This window comes from Clostridium sp. CF012 (genome assembly GCF_018861755.1).
Lineage (GTDB): Bacteria > Bacillota > Clostridia > Clostridiales > Clostridiaceae > Clostridium_AD.
Map to the genome: position 1 here is coordinate 60,987 of NZ_JAHLEF010000011.1, position 18,078 is coordinate 79,064.

General features: G+C 30.1%; 14 protein-coding genes and 1 other annotated feature. All 14 genes read left to right on the plus strand.

Features of this window, described 5'->3' with window-relative positions:
* The first annotated feature begins 19 nt into the window (after positions 1-19).
* Positions 20-367 carry a hypothetical protein gene (locus tag KPL50_RS12160; protein WP_375372922.1) on the plus strand — a complete coding sequence of 116 codons (348 nt, stop codon included), beginning with the start codon at positions 20-22 and terminating at the stop codon, positions 365-367.
* Between the two features lie 69 nt (positions 368-436).
* Positions 437-696 (plus strand) — a binding site (T-box leader).
* Positions 697-745: 49 nt separating this feature from the next.
* Positions 746-1,729, plus strand: a complete 984-nt coding sequence (locus KPL50_RS12165) for a S66 peptidase family protein (protein WP_216298738.1) — start codon at positions 746-748, stop codon at positions 1,727-1,729.
* A gap of 46 nt (positions 1,730-1,775) precedes the next feature.
* Entirely contained in the window at positions 1,776-2,585 is an 810-nt protein-coding gene (locus KPL50_RS12170) for a bifunctional 2-polyprenyl-6-hydroxyphenol methylase/3-demethylubiquinol 3-O-methyltransferase UbiG (protein ID WP_216298739.1), read from the plus strand.
* A gap of 95 nt (positions 2,586-2,680) precedes the next feature.
* On the plus strand, positions 2,681-3,211 hold the full coding sequence (gene sigY, locus KPL50_RS12175; protein ID WP_216298740.1) for an RNA polymerase sigma factor SigY: 531 nt from the start codon (positions 2,681-2,683) through the stop codon (positions 3,209-3,211).
* Positions 3,212-3,619, plus strand: coding sequence for a hypothetical protein (locus tag KPL50_RS12180; RefSeq protein ID WP_216298741.1), 408 nt, complete (start codon positions 3,212-3,214; stop codon positions 3,617-3,619).
* A 719-nt stretch (positions 3,620-4,338) separates the two neighbouring features.
* A complete protein-coding gene (locus KPL50_RS12185) occupies positions 4,339-4,545 on the plus strand; it encodes a PLDc N-terminal domain-containing protein (protein ID WP_216298742.1) in 207 nt (68 codons plus the stop codon).
* 1 nt (position 4,546) lies between these two features.
* Positions 4,547-5,473, plus strand: a complete 927-nt coding sequence (locus tag KPL50_RS12190; protein ID WP_216298809.1) for an ABC transporter ATP-binding protein — start codon at positions 4,547-4,549, stop codon at positions 5,471-5,473.
* The gene (locus tag KPL50_RS12195; protein WP_216298743.1) at positions 5,460-6,215 is read left to right on the plus strand and encodes a hypothetical protein; all 756 of its coding nucleotides are present in this window, start codon (positions 5,460-5,462) and stop codon (positions 6,213-6,215) included. The genes KPL50_RS12190 and KPL50_RS12195 overlap by 14 nt, the downstream gene beginning before the upstream one ends.
* Before the next feature lie 601 nt (positions 6,216-6,816).
* On the plus strand, positions 6,817-7,851 hold the full coding sequence (locus KPL50_RS12200) for a hypothetical protein (protein WP_216298744.1): 1,035 nt from the start codon (positions 6,817-6,819) through the stop codon (positions 7,849-7,851).
* Positions 7,852-7,890: 39 nt separating this feature from the next.
* Complete coding sequence (locus KPL50_RS12205; RefSeq protein ID WP_216298745.1) at positions 7,891-9,063, plus strand: hypothetical protein; 1,173 nt, start codon at positions 7,891-7,893, stop codon at positions 9,061-9,063.
* Between the two features lie 10 nt (positions 9,064-9,073).
* Complete coding sequence (locus tag KPL50_RS12210; RefSeq protein ID WP_216298746.1) at positions 9,074-11,761, plus strand: hypothetical protein; 2,688 nt, start codon at positions 9,074-9,076, stop codon at positions 11,759-11,761.
* A 31-nt stretch (positions 11,762-11,792) separates the two neighbouring features.
* Positions 11,793-12,773, plus strand: coding sequence for a hypothetical protein (locus KPL50_RS12215; protein ID WP_216298747.1), 981 nt, complete (start codon positions 11,793-11,795; stop codon positions 12,771-12,773).
* 50 nt (positions 12,774-12,823) lie between these two features.
* Entirely contained in the window at positions 12,824-14,590 is a 1,767-nt protein-coding gene (locus KPL50_RS12220; protein WP_216298748.1) for a VWA domain-containing protein, read from the plus strand.
* A gap of 45 nt (positions 14,591-14,635) precedes the next feature.
* Positions 14,636-18,040, plus strand: a complete 3,405-nt coding sequence (locus tag KPL50_RS12225) for a tubulin-like doman-containing protein (protein WP_216298749.1) — start codon at positions 14,636-14,638, stop codon at positions 18,038-18,040.
* Positions 18,041-18,078 lie beyond the last annotated feature (38 nt).

Consider the following 18,078-nt stretch of genomic DNA (forward strand, 5'->3'; position numbering starts at 1 on the left):
ATCAAGTCTTTTATCCTACATGAGACGCGACGAAACAGATATATTTGCAAGCAATGAATATGGAAAAGTTCTCATAATGGATAATCCCTTTGCTCAGACTAATGCAGAGCACTTACTAAAACCTCTTATGGATATAGCTAAGAAAAGTAACACACAGCTTATTTGTTTGTCTGGACTCGGAGGAGAATCTGTATTAAATAGATTTGACAATATATATGTGCTGGATTTAGTACCATCAAAGCTTAAAAGTGGGTTGAAATATTTAAAATCAGAGCATATAAAAGGGGAAGAATATATAGAAACTATTGTTGCTTCAAGATTTAAATTAGAAGAAGAAGTAGCCATTGATCAAATGGAACTTTTTTAAAGAAGCTGATTGAAATTAATCATTGACAATAATAATAGCAACCAATATAATGTAACAAATGGAAAATTTATAAATACTATGAAAAGAAGAGTAAGTTTTGGAAGAAGTTATAGCGAGCCAATGATGGTGTGAGATTGGTATGGAAACCTTAACCGAAAAACATCTCGGAGTATCCAACTGAAAGCAATGATCTAAAAAGCAAGTAGGTGGGGACGGTATCACACCGTTATAAGTGAGCAGTATCGAATAATGTTCCGTACTGCAGCGTGAGTGATTATTTTGATAATAATTTAGGTGGTACCACGGAAGTTAAACCTTTCGTCCTATAGTAGGATGAAAGGTTTTTTTGTTTTTTGAAATATAAGAGGAGGAGTTATAATGAAATTAAAAAAAGGAGATTTAATTGGTATTTTTTCACCATCATCACCTATAACATACACTTGTCCTAAAAGATTTGAAAGATCAAAGAAGTATTTAGAAAATAAGGGATTTAAAATAGTTGAAGGAAGTTTAACGGGAAAATGTGATTTTTATCGATCAGGAAGTATTAAAGAAAGGTCGGATGAATTAAACAGTCTAATTAGAAATCCTGATATAAAATGCATTATGGCTACTATCGGAGGTATGAATTCAAATTCGATTCTTCCATATATAGATTATGAAGCATTTAAAAGAAATCCTAAAATAATAATAGGATATTCAGATGTTACTGCAATTTTACTTGGCGTATATGCAAAAACAGGAATAAACACTTATTACGGGCCTGCACTAGTAGCATCCTTTGGAGAATTATCTCCTTTTGTTGATTGGACTTATAATTATTTTAAAGAAATCACTGCAGATGAAATAAAATTTCCTTATGATTTAGAGATTCCAGAATATTGGACAGATGAATGTATTAATTGGGAAACACAAGATAGAAGCAAAGAAAAAAGAGAAAACCAATGGATTACGGTTTATGAGGGTACTGTTAGGGGGAGAGTAATTGGCGGTAATTTAAATACAATACAAGGTATATGGGGCAGTGAATATATGCCAAAAATAGAAGATGGGGATATACTTTTTATAGAGGATTCATTAAAAGACGCAGCAACAATAGAAAGAAGTTTTTCCTTTTTAGAAGTAAACGGTATTTTTGATAAGATATCTGGAATAATCCTTGGTAAGCATGAATTATTCGATGATTTGAAAACGGGTAGAAAACCATATGAAATTCTTTTAGAAGTATTAGGTGATAGAAAAATGCCATTTATTGCGGATTTTGATTGTTGCCATACACACCCTATGATAACTTTGCCTATAGGATGTGAAATAGAGCTTGATGCCACAAATAAAAAAGTAACTATTATTGGCGAATGGTAAAAACAATATTTAAAGACTTAGAAAAATATAAGAGGGGGGTTTTAGAATGAGTGAGATAGTAAAAGGATATTATGATGAAAATGCACAATGTGAATGGGAGAGATTAGATCATCCATATAGAAAAGTAGAGTTTCTAAGTACACTTTATCTTATAGATAAGTACTTTCCTAAAGTTGGGAAGCTTTGTGATATAGGCCGTGGACCAGGAAGATATTCTATTGAAATGCTTAAAAAGGGATACGATGTAACTTTATTTGAGTTATCAAGTGAAGAACTTAAAATTGCTGAGGAAAAGATCAAAGTAGAAGGATTAAAAGCTGAGGAGTTTATTTGTGACACAGCGTTAAATATTCATAGATTAGAAGATAAGAAATATAATGGAATGCTTATAATGGGACCAATGTATCATCTTTATAAGAAAGAAGATAGATTAAAGGTGTTAAAGGAAGCTAGAAAGAAATTAACTGATGATGGAGTAGCACTTATTTCTTACATTAACTCAATAGGAACTTTGAAAGCAGGACTTACTGAATTCTATGAGACCTTTGAGAAAATTGACAATGTATATAACTATTTAGGCGAACAAGTATTTGATGAAACAGAAAGCTTTACAGAGGTATATTTTACAACTCCAGAAGCTGCGTTAAGAGAAATAGAGGAAGCTGGTTTTCAAATTGTAAGCTATGGTGGGGCAGAAAGCTTCTTAAGTGGGTTACATCTTCCACTTAAAAAGGTTTATGAAGAAAACAGATTGGTTTATGATAATTTCGTTAAGGTTGCTGTAGAGAAATGTGAGCTTCCGCAATATAGAGGTGCAACTGAGCATTTAAATATAATAGTTAGGACTAAAAAATAAAAATAGTAAAAAAAATTAATGTTTATAGATTATAATAAATATAGTGAACTTTTTACTGGATATTTACGTTAAAGGATTACTAGAGGTGATTATTATTGGATGAACTAGAGCTTATTAATAAAGCTAAGAGTGGAAATAAAAGCGCATTAAATACCCTTTTGAAAGATAATCTTAATATTTTAAAAGGGTACGTCGTTAAAATGGTAGGAGACCCGCACTTAGCACAGGATATTATTCAGGATGCATTGCTTAAAGCGGTGCTAAATATAAATAGATTCGAGCCTAGAGCAAAATTTTCTACTTGGTTAATAAAAATAGCTACGAATGTTTATCGGGATCATTTAAGAAAGAATAAATCCTATGAGTTAATAGAGGTAGGTTTAGCTGATAAGGGCAAGCGAGTAGTGGATATTGTAATATCAAATTATGAATATCAAGAAATAGTGAAAATAATTTTAGAACTACCTTATGAGAAAAGAGCTGTATTTATTTTAAAGCACTACTATGGCTATAAATATGAAGAAATATCAGAAATTATGGGATGTCGCCTTGGGACAGTTCGGTCTAGGCTTCATAATGCAGTAAAATATATAATAAAAGAAATTGAGAGAAAGGAGATTTTATAAATGGTGGATTCTGATAAAATTAAAAACTCTTTGATTGATGAATTTTATAATGAAGAACAGAGAAAATTTGATGAAAACGCAAAGTATAGTGATGAATATATAGATTTTAAAAATAAGCTAAATTCTGCCGCTGAGAAAATGGATGTGCTAAACGACGATGTATTCGATTTTGATATAGATATATTAAGCATAATAGAGCAAGGGGAGTGTATAAGAGAAAATAGTAAGAATAAAAAAGAATTCTTTTTGTTTATATTATTATCAACTATAATCCTTTCTTTAGGTGCCATAGCCATTATCAAAATAGGTCCTAAGATACTTATTATTTCACAGATTATTATAGTTACCATTGCTCCTTGGATAATAATACCTGTACTAGTAATCAAAAGAAAGAGAAGTGAAGCTTAATGGTGCCTTCAAATAATTTGTTAATTATACTATTAGCAATAGCTATTCCTATCTTATTAATACAGGGAGCTTGGGTGTTTCGTGATGCAAGAAAACGAAAAGAAAAATATTATTGGCTTTGGGGAATTTTTGCACTGATGAATACACCAGGTAATCTTCTTATTTATCTATTAGTAACACGAGTAATATTAAACAATAAAAAGAAAAGTTAGTTGCTAATTTCTTAGCGACTAACTTTTCTTTTATCTATATACAAATTCCGTTTTTTTCTTATTTTTTGCCACAAGTATATAAGAAATTTTCCAATCCTTAATTGTTCGCCTACATAGTTTGCCACCCACATGAAAATTTTAACAATTAATATATATATGAATAAAAAAATCAAGAAGTATAATGCATTAACAATATAATCCATAAATCCTCCTTATCAGTAATCAACGGTTATTGCTGTACATAATTTTACAATGTCAACTAATTATATACATTTAATTATACCATAATTACCATGGTTTGATAACTTATGAAATACATTGAAATTTATAATTTTTAGTTAAATTCAGCTAAACCGTTCATCAGTTTAATTTGCATACTCATATGTATCACTCCAAATAGGGAATCCCTTTTCATCATGCTTAAAATATATATTTTTCGAAAATAAAATGAACTTTTTGATGGTAATTACGTTAAAGCTATGAAAATACAAAAAGGAGGTACAGTATATGTTTGAAGGAATGGCTTTAATAGAGATAATAAAATTATTTGCACCTATAATTATACTAGAGATAGTTCTTGTAGGTTTCTGCTTGTATAGATTAACACGAGATAGAGTGAATTTTTTACCAAAGTGGGCATGGGCTTTAATTATAATTTTTATTCAAATAATAGGTGGAATAGCTTTTTTATTAATAGGAAGAGAGCGTGAATAAGATGCTTAAAGTGGTAAATATCAACAAAAAATACGGAAAATTTGAAGTTTTAAAGGACATATCCTTTGAAATAAAAAAAGGAACCATATACGGATTTCTAGGTCCTAATGGAGCAGGAAAATCTACTATTATGAATATACTTTCAGGGTTAATTGATTTCAATGGTGGAGAGATATATTTGGATGGAGAAGATTTTAAAAAGAATAAAAGAAGATTATTAAAAAAGGTGGGATACCTTCCACAAAATCCTGTGTTTTATAATTACATGAATGCTAATGAATATCTGCACTTTATTGGTGAAATATCTGATATGACAGAGAAAAATATAAGGATTAGAACTATAGAGATTTTAGACATTGTAAAGCTTAGTTCGGCAGCAAAGAAAAAAATAGGACAGTATTCAGGTGGAATGAAACAGCGGCTAGGTATTGCAGTGGCACTATTTAATAAGCCAGAAATAGTTTTTTTAGATGAACCAACAGCTGCATTAGATCCTGAGGGAAGAATGGAAATACTAGAGTTTATTAAAGCCTTGAAGTCAGAAGGAACTACCGTTTTTATGTCCACTCATATTTTGAGTGATATAGAAAGAATTTGTGACCAGGTAAGTATTTTGGATAAGGGGCAAATACTCATATCTGATAATTTAGAGAATTTAAAGAGTAAGTATATTCAACCTATATTTGATATTGAGTTTGAAAAACGCTGTGTAAATTTGGACAAAATCCTTTTAGACCTCAAGTGGGTAAAAAGTGTTTCAATAGAGGAAAATAAGGCTTCTATATATGTTAATAATTTATATATTGCTAAATCTGAACTTTTAAAAGCTCTTGTTCAGGGAGAAAATACTATTTTATCTTATAAACTCAGAAAAAGTAATCTTGAAGATATTTTTATAAGGCTGGTGAATGAAAATGACAACATTTAAGGCTTATTTTAAGAAAGAAATAATGGAATCTAAAAGACAATACAAATATATAATACTTGCTGTAGGAATTATTGCATTTGCTATAATAAACCCATTTATGTTAAAGCTACTTCCTAAAATATTGGAACAACAATTAAAAGGAGATTTAAGTTCGCTTATCGTTGCTTCTCCTAAGGCTGCAATTAATGATTACATTAATAGTCTTTTTCAAATTGGAACCTTATTCATTATATTTACCTTGGGAAGTAATTTAAATGAGGAAATAAATGAAGAAAAATTTGTTTTTCCATATTCTAAGGGAAGTGTGCCAGCTGGCATAGTGCTGGCTAAAATAATTCATTATACTATTGTGATAACCCTACTCACCTTCATAGGATTTTTAACTTGTGCTTATTATGGAAGCATTTTGTTTAAGGGAGAAAATGTGGAACTTTCAGGTATTATGAGTTCAGCTCTTTTAATGTCAGTATATTATTTTTTCAATATTGCATTAGTAACACTTTTAAGTAGCTTAGTGAGAAAAGGTGTAACAGCAGGTTTTATAACTGTTATGATAACTTTCACAAGCACTGCTTTTGTAAATTTAAATTCAATTGGAAAGTTTATGCCATACAAGTTAGTAGAGGGGGCAAATTCATTTTCATTAGAAAATTATTCTTATACTATAGCATTTTCAATTATCTGCAGCATACTCTTTATAATAGCTACTATTTTTAACATGAACAAAGTTGAGGTAATATAATTAAAGGTTGTGAAAAAATAGATTTAACAAGTTTTACTCTTCTTAGTTTTTATTAAATATTGACATTAATGTAAAAATTAATTATAATATTTATAGAGCACCTAGTTAATTAAAAGTAGAGCAAAGAGAATACCTATTAATAATTGTTATGTTACCTAAAACAAAAAGGATATCAAAACAAGGGGGTATATATTATGCCAGATAAGGGTAAAAGTAAAAGTGCTTCAACTAAGAATAATGGCAAGAAAAGTGACAAAAAAGACCAGAAAAACAAAGGACCTAAAAAATAAAAAAAATCCTGAGCTCAATAGAGTTCAGGATTTTTTGTTTCTTAATAGTGAATATGGTTGGAATTATATAAGGCATCCTTAATAAAATACTAAAATTATCATTAAATTTACAAAATATAAAATAAAAATGGTTGTAATAAATCAAATTTAAAATCATAATTAGAAAGAGGCTTAGTAAAAAATATAATAAACACTAATTTATGGTTACTTACATAAAAATAGAATAAATCAGAGGAAATTGTAAACTACTGTAGAATATAGCTGAGTGATATGTTTTAGTAAAACATATAAAGGAGTTGAATCTTATTAGCATGGATATTAAGTATAAAGAAATTAATGATTTAAAAGAGGAGATAGAGATAATTCTTTCTATTAAAGATGAACTATCAAATGAAGAAATAAAAAACTTTGTAGATTCCTTTCCTTCATTAACAGAAAAAGAAATAAGAGGAAAAATTGCTGAAATAACTAATAATAATGAATATTTAATAGGGGAAGTAAATATAGAAGAGCAGTTTGAAGAAAATCAAATCAATATACGAAATAAGGAATTTGAAAAATGTGAGACAACTGAGTTTGAAGCAATAAAAAATCACGGTGAAATAAAAGAAGCAGAAGCTCAGCAAATTATAATAAATACAATCCAAGAGAGTGAACAGGAAAATGAAAGATTAATAGAAACGGTAGAGGAATTAAATTCTACGTTAATGGACATAGCAGCCATAGTGGGTGAGGTTAAGCATAATCAATTGTGCTTGCAATGGCAATGGCCAGAAAAAGCAAATAAGATTAAGGTAGTTTATAGAGGAGATAGCTTTGCTAAAAGTGCGGAGGATTCATCAGCAGTTGCTAGTGTAATAAAAAGAGAAAAAGGTGAAAGTACAGGAACATTTGTTATTGACAGGATACCAGAAGGGAACTATTATTTTACTATTTATGTTATGGCAGAAATGCATGATAAGATTTTTTATTCAGAAGGCAAGAGGCGACTTATGGTCAGTAAAAAACCTATTGAAATATATTATAATTTGAAGATAAAAAGAAGTTTACTAGGCAAACTTAAATCAGCAGAAATTATGTTTAGTATGGAAGGGAATGAGGAAATTAAAATACCGGCTATTACGGTAATAGGTAAAAAAGGCAATATGCCAATTCAAAAATCAGATGGTGATGATATATGTACTTTTAATGAGGTGGTAATAACTAAAAATAAACCCTGCGTTTTTGAATTTCCTTTAGAGTCTATAAAAAACAATATGTACATAAAGCTGTTTGTGATGAATGATAAAGAAAGTACAAGGTATAGGATAATATCACCAGCTAGAGAAAAACTTTATTTTAAATAATTGTTATCTACTAGATGGAACTACTAGGAGGCATGAAATATGAGCTTATTAAAAAAATCTACCTATATATGTCCATTTTGTTTTACAGAACATAAATTAAGCGAAGTGAATTTTATATGTAAAAATGAACCGAATAAATGTGAGAATGCGAAAAAAGAAATTGTAATGGTTCCAGCCCCTAATGAGGGGAAAAATATTATGCCAAAGGACATGGTGTGCGATTCATGTGGAGAGAACACAAATGTTAAGGTTTGCCCTACATGCAATGCAGAACTTCCCTACACTATAGGTGAATATAAAGATTTGATTTTTGCAGTAATTGGTGCTAAGGAGGCAGGGAAGAGCCATTATATTGCAGTGCTTATAGATAAAATAATGAACGAAATTGGTGCCGCATTTAATTGTAGTTTGCAAGCCATTAATGATGCTACTATAACGAGATATCGTAATGATTTTTATTATCCAGTATTTAGAAGTAAAGAAATAATCAAGGTTACACATTCAGCTAAGACAGATACTTCAGTTAGTCAGCCACTTATATATACTTTAGCCTTTAGAGAGACAAGCATCTTTGGTGGTCTTTTAAAAAGCAAGAGAATTAGTAATGTGGTGACAATAGCTTTTTTTGATACCGCAGGAGAGGATTTGGATGAAGAAGACACTATGAAGTCGGTAAATAAGTATATATATAATTCCTCTGGTATTATTTTTTTACTAGATCCACTTCAACTTACTAATGTGAGAGATTCTCTTCCAAAGGGAACCCATTTGCCAGAACAGAATACTGAAATTGAGGATTTGCTTTCAAGAACAGCCAATCTTATAAGACGTGCAAAGAATAAGAAAATGACTCAACTTATAGATATACCAGTGGCAGTGGCATTTTCAAAAATGGATGCAGTAGAGTCCTTACTAGATTCATCTAGTTGTATTAACTATCCCAGTAAACATATAGGTGCAGGTAAATTCCATATTGCAGATTTTGAGGATGTAAATGGTTCAATGGAATCACTTGTAAGAAGTTGGGGTGGAGAAAATTTTGCTAATCAGCTTAGTTCAAATTTTAAGGATTTTGCTTATTTTGGAATAACTGCCTTAGGATGTAGCCCAGACAGTAATAGTATTAAAAATTTAAGACCTAATAGAGTTGAAGACCCATTTTTATGGTTACTTTGGAAACATAAGCTTATAAAATCAGAAAAGAGAAAGTGAGGTTAAGTACATGAAAGTGCAGCAATTGTATTATACCTCATGTAGAAAAGGACTTTCCTCAGGAATGGGATTTCAAACCTACTCCGTATCTGAGGGCGTTACAGAGGCTGAAAAAAAGGAAATAGAGAGTTACTGTATGTATGTTCCACCTAGTAATCTTCCTAGCCAACCGACTAAAGATGAAATAGATAAGTTATTTCCAATAGCTTTCTCATATTTTATTCTAGAAAATGGTAAAAAAGCGGTCTGCCAAGCTAAATATACAGGAAAAGACTATAGTGGACGCTTTGGAAATTATTTTTGTCATGTTTTATTGTTTGAAAAGGGAGAGATGACTTTTCACCCTATACAGTTATATGGCTCAGAGGTTTTTAAAAAGCAGTTAACGGACAGAGAAGAAAATGCCCAGGAAATAGAGTCTTTGAAAGTATTACAGCAGCTACCTTTATTTGATTTTATAACGTTAGAGAGTGTATCAGAATTTCTAAAAGGAGTTTCCGTTATAAAAAGGAGCAAGAGCTTTAAAAATATGATGGATGCAGTTATTGCGTATCACAAAGAACATAAGAAAATCATTTTTTGCGATACTAATGAGAATAATGCTTACTGGATAGCTGCAGCTCAAATGTGTCTTCCTTTAAAGCTTTCTCAATTGTTAACTTTTACTACTTATAGTAATGATTGTGAAAATACAAATTACGTTATTTGCGGTTCTTCAGCAGAAGGAACTAAAACAAATTTTAAGGATTGTAATAATATTTATAAGTATAATGCATTTGATTTTATAAATGGACATAGTAGCGATTTGAATCATGACTTCAAATTTTCCAAATTAGCACAGGTAGGGCTTTCAATATCAAAAGATAGTCTGTTACCATTTATAGATTTTATAGATAAATTTGATTATGACGTGTTAGATGAAGAAATAGATGCTTGTTTATATCTTTACAATATGGCGAAAAAAGGTATTGAAAAAATGGATACAGATAGCATAATAAAAGGAATAGACTTTGTTAATAACTATGGTTCCATAGAGACATATAAGCAACTTTTTATACAGATAGAACCTATGCTTAAAAAAATAAGTGGAGAAGTAGATATGCATAGTGCTGAGGTTATTTCAAAATTTTTATTTAATATAGCAATAAGAACAAAAAATGAAATTTATATAAAGAATGCCTTTGAGTTCTTTTTTGATGCTCTTTATTTTATGGTGGTAGATAGAGAAAATATTAAATTAGAAGAAATTATAGAATTACACGACAAAATTAGAGCTATAAATAGTAATAAGATAGATGAGTTTATAACGTATTCCTTTGATTCTTATAGAATAGATGAATTGTACATTTATATGGAAGGTGCAAAGGCAAGACATGCTCAGTTTTATTTATATACACTGTTTGGAAATTTCATTTTTTACAGTTATAGGGTAGGTAATCTTATAAGTTGGGAAAGCGTAATTAAAAATACTGCACTAGTGAAATTTATTGATAGATGTATTGAAATTTTAAGTTTTAATAAAGATGAAATGAAATATATAACTAAGTCTATTTACAAGAATGAGGAGTACTTTTCAAATTTTATGATTATGTGTTATAAAAATGCTGTAATAAGTGGGAGTAATGAAAAAGAAAGAATAGTGCTGCAACTTTTAAAGGAAGCGAAACAAGATAATGAGGAAGCTTGGTTTTTGAAAATTAGAAATAGTTTAAATGAACTAGATGGTGGTGAAGAGCTACTATTTAGAGATTTTGTGTATGAACTTAATTATGCACAGGATAAGAGTAAATATTTTTGGGATTATTGCGAATCGTTTTTTAATAGAACACCTATACATAAAGGGCAATATTTTTCCAAAGCTGCTATGGAATTCTTGAACAATTTAGAAAATAGTGTGGAAATTTCAAATGAATCCTTTGAAATTCTTAAATTTATATTAAATAACTGCTTAAAAACTACTATAGATGAATCTTTATTATATAATTTAATTAACAACTTTGAAAAGCAATTAGGATCAACTTATCCAGAAGAAGAGACTGCAATAATAATTCCAGCTATAATGGATCTTAAAAAATCAAGAGATATTGTAACCCAGCCAGATGTTACAGGGCTTATTTCTTTTGGAATGAACCTTGAGAAGGGCACAAATGTAATAAAAACAGTGTGCGGAAAAGTTAAATTGAACTTTGAATATATAGACAGGCATACATACAAAAAATATTTATGTTGGTATCTATCTAATATATACATGAATGGCGTAAATGAAGATTTAAAAGTGGATTATAAAAGAATAACTGATGCTATTTGCCTAGGAATGTATGAAGAAATATATTATGAATCTTTATTAAAAACCTTAGAGGAGATATTAAATGAGGGCAAAATTTATAAACTTTTCTTAAAGGAAAACAAATTAGAAGGATATAAAGTGTTTTTTCATTTTATAATTTATGTTTTCAGAAATGTAGATGATTTTCCAAAGTATATAATTGACTATATTACTAATAAAACAATTAATATTTTAAGTAATAGATCCCTGCGAGAAATGAAAAAATATGAAAATTATATGAGTGATGTGATCAGTAGAATGAGAAACAAATCAATGATAAGCAGACCATGGAATAGTATACGCAAAAAAGTTAATGAGGATAGAGGAGATTCTATATTTCAAAGAGGAATAAACAAGTTTATTGGTAAATAAGAAAACATAGCTAAAATAGGGGGGACTGGGATTGGAGTTTTTTAATGGTATAGTGAGATTTATTTACAAAGGAATAGTCTATCCTCCTAAGTTTATTTTATTCAAAATTATATATTTTATAGAAAAAAAATTAATTAGTAAAAATTTGTCGGATATATGTGAAAAGTGTTATGAAAAGGTGACATTGCCCTATTATGTCTGTCCAAGTTGCAATAATAGATATGCGGCGCTTATGCCTGCTTTTAAGCATATTTTCTATTTTAAATGTATTTGCGGTAATAAGTTGCCACTAACTGTACTAAGTGGAAAAAATAAATTAAAAACCCTTTGTAGAAAGTGCAAAAATGAAGCTAAAATGAATAAGGTTAAAAAAATATGTATACCCATTATTGGAACAAACTCATCAATAAAAGAAAATTTTATATACAATATGCTTGATACTATAGAGTGGAAATTTCAGAAGCCGCCTTTTAAAGCCTATGTATCAACACCAAAAACTCAAAAGTTCTTTTTGGGAAAAAACAAAAAAAAACCTTCAAGACAAATTTATATCTTTGATACTAATGCGAGTGATTTAGTCTTAAGTGATAATTTGAAAAAGTATGGATACTTTAATTATTATGATGGAATAGTATTTATAATTAACGGTGAAGAGTTTATAAGTTTAGATATAGAGGTCGAAAACAACTTAACTTCCAATGACATACTAGATATATTTATTTTAAATCTTCACAAAAATTTTGGGATTAAGCCTGGAGAAATAATTAATAAGCCAATAGCGTTTATAATTAATAAGTCTATTAGCATAAGCCGCCCTGGGTATATTGAAGAAAAATTTAAGTTTAAAATTGAAAATAATTTTAGTGATTATAGAATTTTTTTAATAGATGATTCTAATTTAACAAGGAGAAGTGAAAATAAAGCGAGCTTTGATGAAGCAGAAGTATTTCAATGGATTTTAGGTGAGGTGGATAATAAAATACATAACAATATTTGTAAATATAATTGTTAATAAATGTATTTATTGGTAAATAGGCTTTTATTAAGAAGGAGTTGAACAAAATGAATCATAATAAAAAAACTAATAGATTAATAGCGTTTATAGTAGTGTTACTACTTCAAATATCCTGTTCCCTAAGTGTCTTGGCTAAATCTAGTGGTGTTTCAAATTTAGATGTGATTTTTGTTTTAGATGCTAGTGGGTCAATGAAAGCCAGTGATCCGCATGAAATCAGAACAGAAGCTATTAAAATGTTCCTTGATATGTGTGAAGTAGATGGAAACAAAGTCGGTCTTGTGGCTTATTCCGATAATATTGTTAGAGAGCACAATTTGGGTGACATGAACTCAGCAGCGGATAAAGACAGTATAAAGAGCATGACTAATGCTATACCTTTTGGACAAAAAACAGATACAGGAATGGGTTTAAAAGAAGCTGTAAACCTTATGGAAAGTGGACATGAACCCACTCATAAGCCAATTATTATTCTTTTATCAGATGGTAAAAATGATCCGGCAAGAAGTATGGAGAAATCTTTAAAGGATTTAAATGATGCTACAAGTAGTGCGAAAGCTAAGGGGTATCCTATATACACTATAGGATTAAACTATGATGGCACTGTAGATAAATCACAATTACAAAGTATTTCAGATAAAACCAAGGGTAAAACTTATATAACTAATAAAGCAGAGGATCTTACACAGATATTAACAGATATTTATGCGGATAATTCAAAAATTAAGGTTCAAAATGGTGGAAGCATTATTGCCAGTGGTGGATTTCAAGACGTAAAGTTAAACATCCCCAATGCTAATGTACTAGAAGCTAATGTATCTATGCTATCGGACACGCCAATTGAAGTAAAACTAGTAAATCCAAAGGGCACAGAGGTACCTATTCCTTCAAATGATATAATTTTTACTTCTTCTAATAAGTATTCTATGTTAAAAATAGTAAAGCCCATACAAGGAGATTGGATGCTCAAAGTTAAGGGAATTAGTGGAGATAAAATAAATATCAGCTACATTTTTAATTATGATATTGAGCTAAAGGCTAAATTTAATCCAGTAGCACCTAAAACAGGAGAGGATATGAATATAGAAGCTTATTTTCTAGGTAATGGACAAGTTATTGATGACAATGAGCTTTATAAAGATATGAAAGCTAAACTAGTAGTTAAAAATTTAAAAAGCGGAGCTATTAAAGAATTTCCACTTCAAAACAATAATCATTTATTTAGTGGGAAATATACCTTGTCAGATAATGACAAATATGAAGTTAAGGTAAGGGTTGATGGAAAGAGTGTTTATAGAGAAACTTCTCCCACAACAATTGGAGGAGGAACTACAGTAAAACCTTCTAATAATACTCAGGCGCAAAAACCAGTGGGAAGTGATAATAAAAAAAACACAGTGGGTATTATTTTTGCAGTAGTAGGTATCATTGCCTTAATTATAATAGCAATAGTAATAGTACTGCAAAAGAAAAATAAGGCAGCTGGCTTTGGTAGGGTGATGTTTCAAATTAGAGATGAAAACACTGGTGAAGTATCAGCTCCTCAACATAGAAGTTTGCACACCTATAATGGAAAATTTAGTCTTTATGATGTATTAGGGCTTAAAGAGGAGTTCTCAGAGGTGCAGAACTTAAAATTTCACTTTAAGAAGGATGACAGCATTGAGGTATCAAATAATTCACAGTGCAGTATTCAAAAATCTGGTAGAGTTTTATCAAAGGATATTAAGACAAAGTTATATAATGGCGAAAGAATTGTAGTACTTTTAAATAAATCATCTAAAAGTATAATTATAGAGTTCTATAGCAACTGATTTTCGGAAAATTGAGAACTTAAAATTGAAAGCGAGGAAATTAATATGAATGCAAATATAAGAGAGCATATACAAGAACTAAATGTAATGACTGGTGGGGGAATCATTAGTGATAAAATACGTGTAGATACCATTGAAAATCCTATGCTTATCATAGGACTTGGTGGTACGGGTATAGATGCAATGCTAAGATTAAAATATCAAATAAATAGAAGGTTTAAATTACCTGAAGATTCCTTAACAAAGGTAAGAAAAGAGAAGCCTGACAAAATAGAATTTTTAGGTTTTGAAACAAATATGCAGGAAAAAAACAAGAAGTATAAGGGTATTGGATTAGACCCTCAAAGTGAATTGGTAATGTTATCTAATTCAGAAATTGGAGCTATTTTAAGTGATAGAAAAGTTATGGACCCATGTATTTCACAGTGGTTATCTCCAGAACTTAATATATCTGATGGAATGAAAGGTGCTTGTGGGGTTAGGCAAGCTGGAAGACTATTACTTTTCACAAAGATAAATGAAGTTGTTGAAAGTATAGAGAAAAAAATAAATACTATTATGAAGGATAGTAAAGAAAAACTATATGTATTTATGCTTACAGGTATTTCCGGGGGAACAGGAAGTGGATGTTTCCTTGACATTGCATACATAGTCCGCGGAATAATGGAAAGAAAATTTGGTGGCTATGGCATAGATAGAGTAAATACTTTAAGCTATTTGTTTACCCCGGATGTTAATATATCTAAGGGCCTTGGAATGCACGAGAGAAATTATATTATGAAAAATGGATATGCTGCATTAAAAGAATTAGATTATTTAATGAATATTTCAGAGCGAGGAGATAGGTTTAAGCAGAAGTATAAAAGTGCTTTAGAAGTTGATTCAGGGGTTCCACCTTTTGATCTATGCCACTTGATTTCCGCTACGAATAAAGAGGGTAAACTATTAAGCAATGCTTATGATTACTGCATGAATGTTACTGCAGAAAATATAACAAATTTTATGGCTAGTGAGGAAAGGCAAGCTGGGCAGGAGTTTGCTATTCATGATTATATAAGTAACATAGAACAAAACATTAAGAATATGGAAAAGCCTTATTCAGCAAATTATAAATATAACATTATAGGAGCATCTTCAGCAGTTTTGCCTATTGAAGAAATAACTACTTATCTTGCATATAAAGTTTTTGAAAAAATGGATGTAATGTTTGAAAAATCACCAACAGAGCAGGATGTGGATCAGTTCATTAGAATAGTGAAGCTAGATAAAGATTCCGTAGAGGCCAGGTTTGAACGTGAAAATTTAGGTAGACAACCAATTTCAGGTTATAAAAACAGAGATAAGTATGATTTTGCAAATGTTATTAAAAAAGAAGCAGTAAATATGGATGAAGAGCTTAGTGAATACTTAAGGGATATTTGTGATGAATATTTGAAGGTGAAAAGACAGTACCCTGGTGAAATCTCTGTAGTATTAAAGCTGCAGATAGATAGAATTTTTGAAGATGCAGCTAAAGGACCTTTTTATGCTTCAAGGATGTTATTTTCAAATGAAGGCTTTAGTATGGTAAAAACTCTAGAGGTTATAAAAGAATCATTAGTAGAAAAGCATAGAAGATTACCGGATAACATTAAAAACCTTAGAGAGGATGCGGGGGACAAATTTGATGCAGCAAAAAAGACTATTTTATTTACAAAAGAATCAAAGAAAAATGATTATATTGAGGCTAAAATAGAGGAGTACTATGCAAGGTCAGAAGAAGAGAGAACTTTGAAGATGATAGAATTCTATCAGTATGCTATTGAAATTATAAGCAATTCAAATAATAAAATATATAAAGTGTATACTGAAATTTTAAATGAATTAAACAAAGTACTTAGGGATGATGGTAATATTCTTATTAAAGGTGAGGAAGTGGAAATCAATAGAGGGAAGACCTATTATTGGAATCTTATTAATGTGCCAGATGTGGTGAAAACTATAGATAAAATGGTTTCTGATGAGGATACAAATGATTTAATAAGAAGGTTTACAAATAAGCTTTTAACAGAATCTCAAAAATGGATTGATGAGCAGCATATGGATATAGTAGGTTCTATATCAAACTTTGTATCAGAGGAGTTCGGCGATATAATAACAAAATCTATGGAAGATTTTTTAGTTATGAAGTATGGAGAAGAAAAATCTATTGAAAGATTAATTCAAACGGAAATTGCACCAAGACTAGATGAGGATGCAATACCAGTATTTCAGCTTCAGGATGCAGGTGGCTCACTAATTTTCCCATCTTGGAATATGGTCTCAGTGCCAGCTAAAACTCCAAGAATATATAAAGGAATTAAGGAATATAAGGAAAGTAGTACATTAGGGCATTCTGTAAACATTAAGAGGAGCAAGGTATCAAATAAAATATTTTGGTTAAATACAGAAAATGGAGTGCCATTATATGCTTATACCTCAATAAGACAATATGAAAAAATTTATGAGGAATCTATTTTTACTAAAGAGGGAATAGGCAGACATCTTATTCAAACAAGGGATATTAATTGGACATATTTGCCTTCGCCTATCCCTGAAAAATCTTGGGGAACTAGTTATCATAATGAAAGAATTAAAAAATATAATGGTGAAATAAGACTGGTTTTTGATAAAGCTAGGGAGTATGGCTGTATAGAGCGTGTATCTGAGATAACAAATTCACAGTATAAGGTCATTGTCACCAAAGAATTTAATATAGAAAAATTCTTATTAAATTACGATTTAGCTATTGAAGAAGACAAAACTCCCAATATGGCTGAAATAAGAAAATGCATTGTAGAACTTAGAAAATTAATGGAGAACAAATTAGAAAACATTGAGGACTATGATTTACAAATGTATTACATTTTTGATAGTAGGGATGAAGAGGTTGCAAAGGAAAACTTAATAAGAAGCCCAAGATTAATAGAGCTTTTAAAAGCTGAAATAGAAAAATATGCAGCTATAGAGGAGCAGATAAATAAGCTTGGAAACTTTATTTATGATAACGATAAAAAAACCAAATTAATAGATAACTTTATCCAAGCTATGTATACAGAAACTATTTGTAAAAAGGGTATTGTGTATATGTATGATAAAGATGCAGATGAAAGGACAGAAATAGAGCCCTTTGTTAACCTAATGAAGCAAAAGCAATACCCTGAATACTCAATTTATAATAAGTATTGTGAAATCGATGAAAAGCATAGAATGGTTATTGAAGCTAAGTCTGATAAAAGATTAGCGGATTTATCTATGGAAGAGGGAACTACTACATTGTACAGTAGAATAAAATGCATGATTGAGACTTATAGCAAGGCTATTGAAGAGTTAGATTACAGAAGGTATGAAATAGAGAATGGCCAGGATATGTATAGTTTCTATGTTAATACTTATGATAAACTTAAAGAGATTAGGGTTAACTTAGAATAATTGTCCTCTGTCAACTGTCAATTAAATTGTGAAGCAAT

What these genes read in the sequence shown, in the direction of transcription:
- KPL50_RS12160 (WP_375372922.1), top strand. Translation starts at nt 20, where the DNA reads ATGAGACGCGACGAAACAGATATATTTGCAAGCAATGAATATGGAAAA.
- KPL50_RS12165 (WP_216298738.1), top strand. Translation starts at nt 746, where the DNA reads ATGAAATTAAAAAAAGGAGATTTAATTGGTATTTTTTCACCATCATCA.
- KPL50_RS12170 (WP_216298739.1), top strand. Translation starts at nt 1,776, where the DNA reads ATGAGTGAGATAGTAAAAGGATATTATGATGAAAATGCACAATGTGAA.
- KPL50_RS12180 (WP_216298741.1), top strand. Translation starts at nt 3,212, where the DNA reads ATGGTGGATTCTGATAAAATTAAAAACTCTTTGATTGATGAATTTTAT.
- KPL50_RS12185 (WP_216298742.1), top strand. Translation starts at nt 4,339, where the DNA reads ATGTTTGAAGGAATGGCTTTAATAGAGATAATAAAATTATTTGCACCT.
- KPL50_RS12190 (WP_216298809.1), top strand. Translation starts at nt 4,547, where the DNA reads ATGCTTAAAGTGGTAAATATCAACAAAAAATACGGAAAATTTGAAGTT.
- KPL50_RS12195 (WP_216298743.1), top strand. Translation starts at nt 5,460, where the DNA reads ATGACAACATTTAAGGCTTATTTTAAGAAAGAAATAATGGAATCTAAA.
- KPL50_RS12200 (WP_216298744.1), top strand. Translation starts at nt 6,817, where the DNA reads ATGGATATTAAGTATAAAGAAATTAATGATTTAAAAGAGGAGATAGAG.
- KPL50_RS12205 (WP_216298745.1), top strand. Translation starts at nt 7,891, where the DNA reads ATGAGCTTATTAAAAAAATCTACCTATATATGTCCATTTTGTTTTACA.
- KPL50_RS12210 (WP_216298746.1), top strand. Translation starts at nt 9,074, where the DNA reads ATGAAAGTGCAGCAATTGTATTATACCTCATGTAGAAAAGGACTTTCC.
- KPL50_RS12220 (WP_216298748.1), top strand. Translation starts at nt 12,824, where the DNA reads ATGAATCATAATAAAAAAACTAATAGATTAATAGCGTTTATAGTAGTG.
- KPL50_RS12225 (WP_216298749.1), top strand. Translation starts at nt 14,636, where the DNA reads ATGAATGCAAATATAAGAGAGCATATACAAGAACTAAATGTAATGACT.